At 36.9% G+C, this 14,338-nt stretch carries 15 protein-coding genes; all 15 read left to right on the top strand.

The genetic code is table 11. The features are described 5' to 3' along the window. The first annotated feature begins 222 nt into the window (after positions 1–222). The 15 genes from FNLLGLLA_RS04460 (at position 223) to sufB (ending at position 14,330) form a co-directional block, all read left to right on the top strand. Positions 223–1,320 carry an N-acetylmuramoyl-L-alanine amidase family protein gene (locus tag FNLLGLLA_RS04460; protein ID WP_077708483.1) on the top strand — a complete coding sequence of 366 codons (1,098 nt, stop codon included), beginning with the start codon at positions 223–225 and terminating at the stop codon, positions 1,318–1,320. Between the two features lie 3 nt (positions 1,321–1,323). After that, the gene (locus FNLLGLLA_RS04465; protein ID WP_077708482.1) at positions 1,324–1,884 is read left to right on the top strand and encodes a GerMN domain-containing protein; all 561 of its coding nucleotides are present in this window, start codon (positions 1,324–1,326) and stop codon (positions 1,882–1,884) included. Between the two features lie 112 nt (positions 1,885–1,996). Next, positions 1,997–2,977: a thiamine-phosphate kinase gene (thiL, locus tag FNLLGLLA_RS04470; RefSeq protein WP_077708481.1), complete on the top strand. Its 981-nt coding sequence runs from the start codon at positions 1,997–1,999 to the stop codon at positions 2,975–2,977. Next, entirely contained in the window at positions 2,967–3,461 is a 495-nt protein-coding gene (gene tsaE / locus FNLLGLLA_RS04475) for a tRNA (adenosine(37)-N6)-threonylcarbamoyltransferase complex ATPase subunit type 1 TsaE (protein WP_123137899.1), read from the top strand. The genes thiL and tsaE overlap by 11 nt, the downstream gene beginning before the upstream one ends. Beyond that, positions 3,445–4,203 carry a tRNA (adenosine(37)-N6)-threonylcarbamoyltransferase complex dimerization subunit type 1 TsaB gene (tsaB, locus tag FNLLGLLA_RS04480; protein WP_077708479.1) on the top strand — a complete coding sequence of 253 codons (759 nt, stop codon included), beginning with the start codon at positions 3,445–3,447 and terminating at the stop codon, positions 4,201–4,203. The genes tsaE and tsaB overlap by 17 nt, the downstream gene beginning before the upstream one ends. Continuing rightward, positions 4,203–4,652, top strand: a complete 450-nt coding sequence (rimI, locus tag FNLLGLLA_RS04485; RefSeq protein ID WP_004696055.1) for a ribosomal protein S18-alanine N-acetyltransferase — start codon at positions 4,203–4,205, stop codon at positions 4,650–4,652. Before tsaB ends, rimI begins: the two co-directional genes overlap by 1 nt. Further along, on the top strand, positions 4,649–5,680 hold the full coding sequence (gene tsaD / locus FNLLGLLA_RS04490; RefSeq protein ID WP_123137900.1) for a tRNA (adenosine(37)-N6)-threonylcarbamoyltransferase complex transferase subunit TsaD: 1,032 nt from the start codon (positions 4,649–4,651) through the stop codon (positions 5,678–5,680). The genes rimI and tsaD overlap by 4 nt, the downstream gene beginning before the upstream one ends. A 2-nt stretch (positions 5,681–5,682) precedes the next feature. After that, positions 5,683–7,074, top strand: a complete 1,392-nt coding sequence (locus FNLLGLLA_RS04495) for a sensor histidine kinase (RefSeq protein ID WP_123137901.1) — start codon at positions 5,683–5,685, stop codon at positions 7,072–7,074. Next, the gene (locus tag FNLLGLLA_RS04500; RefSeq protein ID WP_004696048.1) at positions 7,075–7,653 is read left to right on the top strand and encodes an ANTAR domain-containing response regulator; all 579 of its coding nucleotides are present in this window, start codon (positions 7,075–7,077) and stop codon (positions 7,651–7,653) included. A 131-nt stretch (positions 7,654–7,784) separates the two neighbouring features. Next, positions 7,785–8,066, top strand: coding sequence for a co-chaperone GroES (groES, locus tag FNLLGLLA_RS04505; protein ID WP_123137902.1), 282 nt, complete (start codon positions 7,785–7,787; stop codon positions 8,064–8,066). A 112-nt stretch (positions 8,067–8,178) separates the two neighbouring features. Then, positions 8,179–9,804 carry a chaperonin GroEL gene (gene groL, locus FNLLGLLA_RS04510; RefSeq protein ID WP_004696042.1) on the top strand — a complete coding sequence of 542 codons (1,626 nt, stop codon included), beginning with the start codon at positions 8,179–8,181 and terminating at the stop codon, positions 9,802–9,804. A gap of 333 nt (positions 9,805–10,137) precedes the next feature. After that, the gene (locus FNLLGLLA_RS04515; RefSeq protein WP_123137904.1) at positions 10,138–10,554 is read left to right on the top strand and encodes a DoxX family protein; all 417 of its coding nucleotides are present in this window, start codon (positions 10,138–10,140) and stop codon (positions 10,552–10,554) included. A 63-nt stretch (positions 10,555–10,617) separates the two neighbouring features. Continuing rightward, a complete protein-coding gene (locus tag FNLLGLLA_RS04520) occupies positions 10,618–11,874 on the top strand; it encodes a diaminopimelate decarboxylase family protein (protein ID WP_008601096.1) in 1,257 nt (418 codons plus the stop codon). Between the two features lie 294 nt (positions 11,875–12,168). After that, the gene (gene sufC / locus FNLLGLLA_RS04525) at positions 12,169–12,912 is read left to right on the top strand and encodes a Fe-S cluster assembly ATPase SufC (protein WP_004696035.1); all 744 of its coding nucleotides are present in this window, start codon (positions 12,169–12,171) and stop codon (positions 12,910–12,912) included. 8 nt (positions 12,913–12,920) lie between these two features. Then, positions 12,921–14,330, top strand: coding sequence for a Fe-S cluster assembly protein SufB (gene sufB, locus FNLLGLLA_RS04530; protein ID WP_004696034.1), 1,410 nt, complete (start codon positions 12,921–12,923; stop codon positions 14,328–14,330). Positions 14,331–14,338: the final 8 nt, after the last annotated feature.

Here is a 14,338-nt window from a genome sequence, read left to right on the forward strand (position 1 = left end):
TATTTTTATGAAACTGTTTTTTGTGTATTCTGTATAAGGTCTTTATATAGTAATATGTGTAATCGGCATACTAATCTTCATGTTTGTATGAAATAATCTATTTATAATCTAACATTAGTTTATGGATAGATTGGAACGATGAGATTTTGATAGATAAAAATATCATCGACTCATCTCTATGGTTTGGACACTATGTATGTCAGTTAGATTGGAGTGAATGTATTGCGTAAACTATTTTTAATGTGCCTTGCAGTCTTGATGGCGATACCTTTATTATTGACTCAAGCAAAGGCAGCTAATTTGGAAGATGCTCGATGGGTGACTAGAACAGATGCACCTGTACCATATGTTCGTATTGTTATGGACTTATCGGCACCTATAAAGGCATCTGCATCAATTAGCAAAGATGGGAAAACTACGACTGTTACTTTAAAGAATACAAAGCTAAAGACGGCTAAAGAGAACATTTCTATGGACTCAGCTATTGCTAGCTCTGCTAAACTTTCACAAGATGGCAGAGACGTTAAAGTAACAATCAAGACACCTTCATCTATTGATACTAGTGATGTAAAGGTTTTTTCCTTGAAAAAAGATACGGTTAATAAGAAACCGTATCGTATCGTTGTTGATGTTCAGAAAAAAGGTGCTGTAGCTAAGCCTGCTTACTATGGTAAAAAGCCATCTCAATCTGCACATCCAGCAAAAAATGTACCTACAGGATCTGGTAAATACTCTACTAGTGGCGGTTTATCTGGCAAAACAATTACTATTGACCCAGGACATGGTGGTAGTGATTCTGGTGCTATTGGACCTCACGGTGTACAAGAGAAAAACATTACACTACCAATTTCTATGTATTTGAAAAAATCTTTAGAAAATCGTGGTGCTAAAGTACTTTTGACTCGTACTACCGATGTAGATGTATATGGTCCTAATGCAAGTGGTGTTGATGAATTGGGGGCTCGTGTTAACGTGGCTAACCGTAGTAATTCTGATGTTCTTGTGAGCGTTCATATCAACGCATTTAATAATCCTAGCGTTGGTGGTATTGCAACATATTACTATAGCAAAACTGGTAACGATGCTCGATTAGCACAAAAGGTACAATCTCAAATTGCTGACACACCTGGTTTCAATGGTGATCGTGGCATTCAAGAAGGTAACTTATACGTGTTGAGACATTCTAATATGCCTGCAATTCTTGTAGAGCTTGGTTTTATTTCTAACCCTAATGAGGAACGTGTGCTACAATCTCCTCAAACTCAAGAAGACTTTGCTAACCGCATTGCAAATGGTATTGCTAATTACTTTGGAGGTTAATCGATGAAATTACGTAAACAAGTTCTATCGATTCTCTGTGTAGGTATGCTGGCATTTGTAGTGGGTTGTACACATGAACAAGCTCCTACAACAGGTAAAAGTGAACCTACGCAAGAGACGAAAGTCAATAAGGATGCAGAAACAAGTAAAGTATCTCAAGAAAAGGTTAAGATGGCCTTCTTTGTTCCTACAGAGGATGGTTCTGGGGTAAAACAAACTACCGTTGAGATGGAGGCGAATAAAGTTACGCCTAAAGCAGCTCTTTTAGCAATGTTAAATGCCGATAGAGCACAAAAATATCCAGTCTTCTCTAAGGATATTGAAATTACATCTGTTACTGTAAAAGATGGTATTGCTTCTGTTGAAGTAAATGATGCATTCGTAAAGGGTAATGGCGGAGACTTAACTGTTAAATTACAAATGGCTGCTATTGTAAATACATTGACATCCTTTGATAATATTAATGGTGTTCTATTTGTCAATAATGGTAAAAAAGTGCCAACTGTAGGTTCCTTTGATACTAAAGAACCTGTTAAGAGAATGACGAATCTAATTAAAAAATAATTCTTTTAAAGACATTTATAGCAGATAGTTGTTATATCAACTATCTGCTATTTTTGTTGTCTTTTATATATGTTACAATACAATAAGTAATAAACGGAAACTAGGTGATCAGATGCAATTAAAAGATGTAGGGGAATTTAATTTCATTCGCCAAATTCAAGATAACACAATATATAATCCTAATACTGTAGTGTATGGTATTGGTGATGATTGTGCTATTTATAAAGCAGAACAAAATACAGAGCAATTGATAAGCACTGACACAATGGTGGAAGGTGTTCATTTTAGCTTTCACTATATGATGCCCTATGATGTAGGGTATCGCCTTATGACGGCTAATTTAAGTGATGTTGCGGCTATGGGTGGCATTCCTAGACAAATTGTATTATCTGTAGCCGCACCAGACCATGTTGATACAGTCATTCTTGATGAAATTTATAGGGGAATTAAAGATCAATGTATGCGATATCAACTCAATATATTGGGTGGAGATACGGTACGTACAGAAGGGCCCATGGTTTGGACTGTAACAATTATCGGAGAGGTTCCTAAAGGCACTGCGGTTATGCGAAGTGGTGCGAAAGTAGGAGATGTTGTAGGTGTTACAAACTATGTAGGTTATGCAGCTACAGGCTTAGGAGCGTTATCATATAATTTAGTAGGCTATGATATGACCAAAGTGGGGCATCAACGTCCCGAACCACAGATTGAATTGGGGCAAAAATTGCGACAGCTTGGTATCCATAGTATGAATGACATTAGCGATGGACTAGGTAGTGAATTGAATGAAATTGCTACAGCTAGTAATGTTTCCATTGTATTTGAAGAACAAGCAATCCCTCTACACGAGGAGACTTACGAATTAGCTAAGCATTTACAAACTAATCCAGTAGATTATGCTTTGTATGGTGGAGAAGACTTTCAGTTAGTCTTTACGGCGCCAAAATCACTACTTTCGGAATTGGAAAAGCTAGCAGGCATTACGTTGATAGGAGAAGTTTTATCTGGCCCCCCACGGGTTCAAATGGTAACATCTGATAAAACGATTAAGACTGTAGAAGCGAAAGGATATAATCATTTTCATGAAGGATAAGGTACAGGTTCATTTAAAGACTCATACAGTAAAAGACACACAACAATTTGGTCAATTATTAGGCGAATGGGTTAAACATAATGGGGACCCTCTTTGTATAGCACTAGTTGGTGACTTGGGGACAGGAAAAACACATTTGTCGCAAGGAATTGCAAAGGGCTTTGGGGTTACTGAAGAAATTACAAGTCCTACCTTTGCCATCATGAATACCTATGATGTGAATCGAACTCATTTATATCATTTTGACGTATATCGCTTGGAAGATATTAGTGAACTGGAAAATATTGGCTTTTATGAGTATACAGAAGATTGCGTATCCATTGTAGAATGGGCTGATAAATTTCCTCATGAATTGCCTGATGAAACACTATGGATTTATTTAACGCGCATTGATGATACAAGCCGATCCATTACATTAGTTAGTGATTACCTTACAGCGGATGATTTAGTAGAAATAGGAGGCCCATATGTGGTTGGGAATTGAGACGAGCTCACTTGTGTCGAGTGTGGCTTTAATGGATGAAAGTTGCCTAATTGGGGAATTGACCATTCAAGCTGGATTGACTCATTCTGAGCAGTTGGTACCTCATATTGATATGTTATTACGGACCTGTCAAGTTGAAAAAAGTGAATTAAAAGGGATTATGGTTAGCATTGGACCCGGTTCTTTTACAGGGTTACGGATTGGTATGGGGACCGCTAAAGCTATGGCTTATGCCTTACAAATTCCTTTATATGGTGTAATGACCATGGACAGTTTAGCTCGTAATGTGGCTTATACGGACCGCACGATTTGTACTGTTATCGATGCTCAGAAAAAACATGTTTATGCAGGTATCTACAAATATGATGATAATGAATTGGTTTGTAAAGAGGAACCTTTTGTCATTGCTGCTAATGATTTATTAGATCGACTCCGAGCATCTGAAGAACATGTAGTGTTCCTTGGGGATGGCGTTAAGCGAATAGAAAAGCTATTAGATGAAAGTGATACAAATTTAACAATTTTAGATATCTCGCAACGTATTCCAAAAGCTAGTTCTCTATTACTGGCTGGCCGTAGATTGGTAGACTCTGAAGAGAGTTCTGATCCTATGGATATGGTTCCTTATTATATTCGACGCTCAGAAGCAGAAGTGTTATGGGAAGAACGCCATAAGGATAATCCTGAAATGTTGAACCAAAATCCTGCAGTTATAGTTACTGAGGCAGCGGGAGTCGAATAATGGAGATTCGTTTGGCTACAATAGATGATGCTCAAGCTATCTATGCTATTGAACAACAGTCTTTTTCTGTTCCTTGGAGTTTAGAATCTGTTCTCGTTGAGTTAGAAGGGGCATCAAATAAATTATATATGGTAATTTGTGAGGAGAACAAAATTGTTGGATATGCAGGTGCTTGGCTTGTATACGATGAAGGTCAAATCACGAATATCGCTATTATTCCTTCCGCACGAGGTAAGGGATATGGATCAAAACTTACCAAGCAATTAATAGATGAATGTCTTACGAGAGGTATGAAAGAAATTTTCTTAGAGGTGCGCATATCTAATTTAGCAGCATTGGCTATGTATAGAAATTTAGGATTTTCTGTAAAAGGAATTCGTAAAGATTATTATTCAGAGCCTACGGAAGATGCTTATATTATGTCTCTCGTTTCAGAGGAAATAGAATGAGTATATACACATTAGCCTTGGAAAGTAGCTGTGATGAAACCTCTGCTTCTGTCCTTAAGGACGGGCGCACCGTTTTGTCTAATGTTATTTCAAGCCAAGTACCAATACATAGAAAATTTGGTGGCGTTGTACCTGAAATTGCATCACGTCATCATATAGAACAAGTTATACCTGTTATAGACCAAGCATTACGTGATGCGAATGTGACTCTACAAGATATCAATCATATTGGTGTTACGTATGGGCCAGGTCTTGTAGGGGCTTTATTAGTTGGTATAGCTGCTGCAAAAGGGTTATCCTTTGCTACAGGGATTCCCTTGGTGCCAGTGCACCATATGGAAGGTCATATTTTTGCTAACTTTTTAGCTAATCCAGAACTGGAGCCTCCGTTTTTAAGTCTTGTTGTATCTGGTGGTCATACCATGTTAGTACATGTAAAAGGATATGAAGATTTTGATGTTCTTGGTCAAACACGAGATGACGCAGCTGGTGAGGCTTTTGATAAGATTGCACGGGTTATGGGATTTCCTTATCCAGGGGGTCCTCATATCGATGCCCTTGCCGCTGAAGGGAATCCAGAGGCTATTGAATTTCCAAAGGCTTTAAGTGAGCCAGGTAATTTTGAATTTAGCTTTAGTGGTTTGAAATCCGCAGTTTTAAACTATTTAAATAGTAAGCAACAAAAGAATGAGCCTATTAATCAAGCTGATGTGGCCGCATCGTTTCAAAAGGCCATCGTAGATGTGTTAGTAGAAAAGACGAAAGATGCCGCACATACTTTAGGTGAAAGTCGTATTACTATTGCTGGCGGTGTATCAGCTAATAAAGGATTACAAAAGGCTTTAGAAGCTATGTGTATAGAAGAAGGTTTTACTTATTACAAACCACATAAAATTTTGTCTACTGACAATGCGGCCATGATTGGATGCCGAGCTTATTATATGGCGCAGGCCGGAAAATTTTGCGATTTAACATTGAATGCAAAGCCCAGTGTTGAAATTGGATACGTATCTTGGAAAGAGGATTAATCGTGGATATTGGTCAAGATATATTAAATAGAACACCATTAGGACCATTACAAACCTCATTACTTGAGCATATTAGTAAACTCATATCCTTTGGCGAGTCTTTAACTCGTCAAAGGATACAGATTTTTACCCCCCTACTAGAGACAGGACAAGGTGAGAGATCACAACAATGTGCAGATATGCTATGTATAGAACGCAGTAATCAAGGGATTACTACACGTCAATTAAAAGGCAATCATACGTGGCATGCTATGATGAAAGATGGTCAACCACTTATCGGGTTAGATGACAAACCGCGTCAATATGTCTTTCCTATCGTAGACAACGGAGGTCGTATTATTGGGGGTATATCTTTTACATTATCACCATCTATTAAGGCAGAACAATATGAGCAAGAATACCTTTTGTCTGATACGATGCAACGTCTTATGCTGACGGCTACTGATGAACAAATATTGTCTTACGAACCCATGTCCTATTTTGATGGTTTAATTATTTTCGACGACACTTATAAAATACTGTATGCTAACGATGCAGCTATGAAGTTAGTAGATGTATTAGGCTTTGATCGTCGCTTGGTAGGTTCATCAATTTTTAGCAGTACCTTAAAGATGTCCGCTATACAGCAAGTATTATCAGATAGAAGTATACGTACAAATGAAGAAATCTATCAAGATATGGTAATTCGTCAGCACATGATTCCTATTGCTATGGGGCGCAATGAAACGAGGTGCTTTTTAGTTCTTCATGATTGTACTCGTGAAAGTAAACAGCAACAAGAATTATTGGTTAAAAATTCCATTATCAAAGAGGTTCATCATCGTGTAAAAAATAACTTACAAACTGTAGCAGGGTTATTGCGTATGGAGGCGAGACGCTCTAGCTTGCCAGATGTAAAGCAAGCACTCCAAGAGGGGATTAATCGCATCGAGAGCATGGCTCTAGTTCACGATATAGTGTCTCATTACGATGAGGATTATATTGGTATCCGATCAATTTACGATGAATTATGTCGTTTGTTGCGTATGAGTATGGTGCGACAAGATCAAGAGGTTACTTTTACTTACAGTGGCGAAGATATGCTAATTTCTTCTCATATGGCGAGTTATGTATCTCTTATTATTAATGAATTGATTACGAATAGCTTAGAACATGGGTTAGACGGGAATCGTGGAAATGTTCATCTAGCAGTTACTGATGCAGGTAGTACAATTAAACTGGCTTTTACAGATAACGGAAAAGGATTGCCTAGTGATTTCTCTGTTTCTTCTAATAAACGGTTAGGTTTAACAATTATTAATAATTTAGTTACTCATGAATTAAAAGGAAGTTTATCCATAGAAAATACTGGAACAGGTGTATTGGTGACGATATATATGAAAAAGGAGGCATAAATGCGCGTTTTAATCGTGGATGATGAATCCCTAATACGTATGGATTTACGAGATATTATTGAGTCTTGTGGTCATGAAGTCGTTGCAGAAGGTACAAATGGTGTTGAAGCTTTAGCACTTTGTAAAAAACATAAGCCAGATATTATATTGATGGATGTTAAGATGCCAGAATTAGATGGTATTGAGGCGGCACGTCAAATTGGCTTTCACCATGAAGCACCTGTAGTATTATTAACAAGTTATAGCCAGCAAGATTTAATCGATAAGGCTCGAGATTCTGGTGTATATGGCTATTTAATTAAACCAGTACGGGAGGAACAGTTAGTTCCTACCTTAGAGATGGCTTTAGGTCGCTATAAAAGTGATGCTCAGTTGCGCGAAAAGATGGCTGAGCTAGAACAGTCATTAGAAGATCGTAAAATCATTCAAAAGGGAACTGGTATATTAATGGAACTATATTCTATATCTGAAGTGGAAGCGTATAATCGGATCCGCACTTTAAGTATGAATAAACAAATATCTATTATAGAAACATGTAATCTCATCATTAAACAGTCTAATAAGTCAAATAATATCTAAAAAGTCAAAAAATCAAAATTAGTACTTGCAATTATTTTAACTTCGGTTATAATAATACTTGTGATTAGCACTCAATGAGTTAGAGTGCTAATAAATTATGGAGATTAACTAGTAAAAAGGAGTGACATTATATGTTAAAACCATTAGCTGACCGCGTTCTTATCCGTCTAGAAGCAAAAGAAGAAAAAACTAAAAGTGGTATCTTCCTTCCTGATACAGCTAAAGAAAAGCCTCAAGAAGGTGTAGTTGTAGCTGTAGGTGCTGGTAAAATATATGACAATGGTCAACGTGTAGCTCCAGAAGTTAAAGTTGGCGACACTGTTATGTTTGCAAAATATGCTGGTAGCGAATTAGAAATCGATGGCGCTACTCATTTGATTATTAGCGAACGCGATATTTTAGCAGTATTATAATCGCTGATTTATAGTCTATATGACTATAAAAACTGATGATACATTCTATATTGCCTAAGGGCACATATATTTCGTTACATTGGATAGTGTTACTATTTAGGAGGTAATACATATGGCAAAAGAAATCTTGTTTAATGAAGAAGCTCGTCGCGCTTTAGGCCGTGGCGTCGATCAATTAGCAAATGCTGTAAAAGTTACATTAGGTCCAAAAGGTCGTAATGTTGTGTTGGATAAAAAATTTGGTTCCCCAACAATTACAAATGATGGTGTAACCATTGCTCGCGATATTGAACTTCCAGATCCATTTGAAAACATGGGTGCTCAATTAGTAAAAGAAGTTGCTACTAAAACTAACGACGTAGCAGGTGATGGTACTACTACCGCAACAGTATTGGCGCAAGCTATGATTCAAGAAGGTATGCGCAATGTAGCAGCCGGTGCAAACCCAATGATTTTGAAAAAAGGCATTGAAACAGCAGTAAAAACTTTGGTTGAAGAAATTAAAAAACGCTCCATCAAAGTTTCTGGTAAAGCTGAAATTGCTCAAGTTGCAAGCGTATCCGCTGCTGACGAAGAAATCGGTGGTTTAATTGCTGAAGCTATGGAAAAGGTTGGTAATGACGGTGTTATTACTGTTGAAGAATCCAAAGGTTTGCAAACTGCATTAAATGTAGTAGAAGGTATGCAATTTGATCGTGGTTACATTTCCCCTTATATGGTAACTGACCCTGATCGTATGGAAGCTGTTATGGATAACCCATATATCTTGATCACTGATCGTAAAATCAGTGCCATCGCAGATATGTTGCCAACACTTGAAAAAGTAGTAAAAGTAGGCAAAGAACTTCTTATTATCGCTGAAGATGTAGAAGGGGAAGCATTGGCTACATTAGTAGTAAACCGTTTGCGTGGTACATTCAAAGCTGTAGCTGTTAAAGCTCCTGGCTTTGGTGATCGTCGTAAAGCTATGCTTGAAGATATCGCTATCTTAACAGGCGGTACTGTTATTACTGAAGATATGGGTCGCAAGCTTGATTCTGTAGAGCTTGAAGATCTTGGTACAGCTCGTCAAGTTCGCATCACTAAAGATGAAACTACAATCATCGATGGCGCAGGTGATAAAGATGTAATTGCTAAACGCGTTAACCAAATCCGTGCACAAGTTGAAGAAACATCTTCTGATTTCGACCGTGAAAAATTACAAGAACGTCTAGCTAAATTGTCCGGTGGTGTTGCAGTTATCGAAGTAGGTGCTGCTACAGAAGTTGAAATGAAAGATAAGAAACTTCGCATTGAAGATGCATTGAATGCAACTCGTGCAGCTGTTGAAGAAGGTATTGTAGCTGGTGGTGGTACTACATTCATCGATATCATCCCTGCATTGAATACATTGGAAGCTACTGGTGACGTTCAAACTGGTATTAACCTTGTAAAACGCGCTGTAGAAGAACCACTTCGTCAAATCGCATACAACGCAGGTCTCGAAGGTTCTGTAGTAGTAGAAAAAGTTAAAAATACTGAAGCTGGTGTAGGTTTTAATGCCTTGACTGAAGAATACATCGATATGGTTAAAGCTGGTATTGTTGATCCTGCAAAAGTTACTCGTTCTGCCCTTCAAAATGCCGCATCTATCGCATCTCTTGTATTAACTACTGAAACAATCGTAGCTGATAAGGTAGATGAAAATGCAGCAGTTCCTGCAATGCCTCCAATGGGTGGTATGGGCGGTATGATGTAATCAGCTGGTTAGAATTAATTTTATAAGAAATATAATAATCCTAATGAATTGTGAATTACATTTTTCATATTCATTAGGATTATTTTTTACTGATAAATTAATCTATTGTAAGGGTGTAATATTTTAAATAAGATATTATTATATTCAAGCTGACCAGATTTAAAGTGACTAGATTATGTTGATTACATCGATAAAATTGATTTTGTATACAATGTATGATATAATTCTATAGAATTTAATAGTGAGTCTTATTGACATAGTTATTCTCTAATAGTATAATTAGTGTATCGAATTTATTCGATTTGTTATATTTGAATTGAAAGAAGGATCACTATGTTGAACTTTATTTTTAAAAGTAAACCTAATTATGTAAATTTTGGCTTATTGATTTATCGCCTTGCATTGGGCATTTCCATGTTTTATCATGGTTATTTAAAATGGCTTAGCGGAGCTGAAGGGCTCTACAAAGTAGGGACTATGTTAGCACCTTTAGGTGTATCCGGTGGTTATGAGATGTTAGGCACTATGGCAGCACTTGCAGAAATGATTGGTGGTATTCTCATTGCAGTAGGATTATTTACACGTATTGGTGCTACTCTAGTTGTAGGTACTTTAGCAACTGCGACTATTGTGAGTTTGAATGGTAGTTTCTTTAGCTGGGACTACCCATCTCAATTAGGCTTTGGTGCACTTATGTTATTCTTTGCTGGTGCTGGTCGCTTTAGTTTAGATAAAGCTTTATTTAAATAATTAGGAAATTAGAATAAAAGACTCATCGGCTGATGAGTCTTTTATTTATGTAGAAAGGTTATCATGAACAAAAAAACAGTTCCATTCACGTCAGAACAATTAGAAAATATTATTGCTCAGTATCCAACTCCATTCCATATTTATGATGAAGAAGGAATTATTGAGAATATGAAATCTTTCATCAATGCATTCTCTTGGAATAAGGGATTTAAGCAATATTTTGCAGTTAAAGCAACTCCAAATCCGTATATCATGCGTTTGTTACAAAAGCTTGGGGTTGGCGCAGACTGTTCTTCCTTAGCGGAACTACTTTTATGTGAAAAAGTGGGTATTACGGGCCATGATATTATGTTCACATCTAATGATACACCATATGTGGAGTATAAAAAGGCACTTGAAATGGGTGCAATCATCAATCTTGATGATATTACACATATCGAATATTTAGAAAAAAATCATGGCTCTTTGCCAGATACATTCTGCGTGCGTTATAATCCGGGTTCTTTAAAAGAAGGGGGCAATACAATTATTGGCCTTCCTGAAGAAGCTAAATATGGTATGACACGCGAACAAATATTTGAAGCGTACAAACAATTACAAGCTAAAGGTGTAAAACACTTTGGTATTCATACAATGGTTGTTTCTAACGAACTTGATATTGACGGTTTAGTTGGTACAGCAGAGCTTTGCTTTAATCTTGCTGTAGATATTAAAAAAGAACTTGGTATCACTGTTGAATTTATTGATTTAGGTGGAGGTGTAGGTGTAGCTTATAAACCAGAACAAACACCAGTAGACTTCCGCGTATTAAGCAAGGGTGTAGAAGAAGCGTATAATCGAATTTTAGTAGCTAATGGACTTAATGATGTAGCATTGGCTTATGAATGTGGGCGTATGGTAACAGGTCCATTTGGTTATCTTGTTTCTACTGCTATTCATAAAAAAGATATTTATCGTCATTACATCGGTTTAGATGCTTGTATGGCAAATCTTATGCGTCCGGCGTTGTATGGCTCTTATCATCACATTACCGTAATGGGGAAAGAAAATGCTCCCAAGGATCATGTATATGATGTAACAGGCTCCTTATGTGAAAATAATGATAAATTTGCTATTCAACGAGAGCTGCCAAAAATTGATATTGGAGATCGTGTCATCATTCACGATGCTGGTGCACATGGACATTCTATGGGTTTCAATTATAATGGTAAATTACGTTCTGCAGAGTTATTGCTACATAAAGATGGCTCTGTTACACAAATTCGTCGTGCTGAAACATATGATGATTTATTTGGAACTCTTGATTTTTCAAACCTATAATTTAATATTGAGAATCGAATAGGATGAGAATTAATATTAATAAAAACCTATCAATATATGTAATACTTGATATTCTTTTAATTCCTGTATATTTTAGTAGGAATATCTTGCTATCATTTAGATAAGAATGTATAATGAGTGTAGATTGTTATGCACATACTTGCTAAGTTGGCGAGAATTACGGCGGTATTCACGTTAGTGCGTACCGCCTTTTTATATGTGTCAGTATATACGTTTTATATATAATGAGTGTATGTTTCTTATGGTTACATACAAATAAAAGGAGTGAACATTTTGGCTGAATTACTTCAGATAAAAGATTTAAAGGTATCTGTTGAAGAGAAACAAATCTTAAAAGGTATTGATTTAACAATTAATAAAGGTGAAATTCATGTTGTGATGGGGACAAATGGTGCTGGTAAATCTACACTTGCTAATGCAATCATGGGTAACTCTACATATACAGTAGATAGTGGTTCTATCATTTTTGATGGTAAGGATATTACGGAAGATGCAGTAAATGATCGTGCAAAAGCGGGTATTTTTATGTCCTTCCAAAATCCAATTTCTATTCCTGGTATTACTGTAGAAAACTTCATTCGTACAGCTAAATCCACAATTACTGGTGAAAATGTACGTGCATTATCTTTCAAAAAAGAATTGAAAGAAAAAATGGATGAATTATCCTTTGATTTATCTTATGCGCAACGTTATGTAAATGAAGGCTTCTCTGGTGGTGAACGCAAGAAGAATGAAATTCTTCAAATGTCCATTTTGAATCCTAAATTGGCTATTCTTGATGAAACTGATTCTGGCCTTGACGTAGATGCGGTTCGTATCGTATCTGAAGGTGTACAACGTTTCCATAACGAAGAAAATGCTGTATTAATCATTACTCATCATAACCAAATTTTACAAAAACTAAAACCAGACTATGTTCATGTGTTGATCAATGGCAAGATTGTTAAAACTGGTGATGCTTCTCTTGTACGTGAAATCGAAGAAAAAGGTTATGACGCATACAAAGCATTAGCATAGGAGGCATAATGGAAGAAAGAAAGAAAACCCAAGTCGCGGATATGGACCGTGGCGTCTATGATATAAAGAACGAATTTGAATATTCTTATATCTCTGATGCTGGTTTAACAGAAGATATTATCCGTGAGATTTGGTCTAATAAAAATGAACCAGAATGGATGCTCGATTTCCGTTTAAAGTCTTTGGAAATCTATAATCGCATGGGCATTCCAAATTGGATTCCTGATATCTCGGGCTTAGATATGGCAAATATTCATACATATGTTAAGCCTAAAGTAGATATGAAAGAAAACTGGGATGAAGTTCCAGAAGAAATTAAAAGTACTTTTGACCGCTTAGGTATTCCAGAAGCGGAAAAAACATCTCTAGCTGGTGTTGGTGCTCAATATGATTCTGAAGTTGTTTACCACAGTATTCAAGAAGATCTTGTTAAGCAAGGTGTTATCTATACTGATATCGAAACAGCATTACATGAACATGAAGAAATCGTAAAAAAATACTGGATGACATTAATTCCACCTACAGACCATAAATGGGCTGCTCTTCACGGTGCCGTTTGGTCTGGTGGTTCCTTCGTATACGTTCCTGCAGGTGTACAAGTAGAGATTCCATTGCAATCTTACTTCCGTTTGAATGCACCAGGTGCTGGTCAGTTCGAACATACGATGATTATCGTAGAAGAAGGGGCTAAATTGCACTTTATCGAAGGTTGTTCTGCTCCTAAGTATGATGTGTCTAACCTGCATGCAGGCGCTGTTGAACTGTTCGTTAAAGATAATGCTACATTGCGTTATTCTACAATTGAAAACTGGTCTAAAAACATGTACAACCTTAACACAAAACGTTGTGTAGTAGGTAAAAATGGTACAATTGAGTGGGTATCTGGTTCCTTTGGCTCCAAAGTTTCTTGTTTGTACCCAATGAGTATTCTCAACGGTGAAGGTGCACATGCTGAATTTACAGGTGTAACATTCGCAGGTGAAGGACAATTCCTCGATACAGGTTGTAAAGTGGTACATAATGCACCATATACAACAAGTAATGTAAACTCTAAATCCATTTCTAAATCCGGTGGCGCTGCAATTTATCGTGGCCTTTTGAAGATTGGCCCTAAAGCTGAACATTCCAAAGCAACAGTTTCTTGTGAATCCTTGATGCTTGATGCTGAGTCTCAATCTGATACAATTCCGGCTATTATCGTAGAAAATGACAATGTGGATTTAGGTCATGAAGCTAAAATCGGTCGTATTTCCGACGAAGCAATTTTCTATCTTATGACTCGTGGTATTAGCGAAGAAGAAGCTCGTGCGATGCTAGTTCGTGGCTTCGTAGAGCCAATCTCTAAAGAATTGCCACTTGAATATGCAGTAGAAATGAACAATCTAATCAATCTTGAATTAGAAGGTTCTATCGGTTAAGGAGGAAT

The organism is Veillonella parvula (genome assembly GCF_902810435.1).
In the GTDB taxonomy this organism is placed as follows: domain Bacteria; phylum Bacillota; class Negativicutes; order Veillonellales; family Veillonellaceae; genus Veillonella.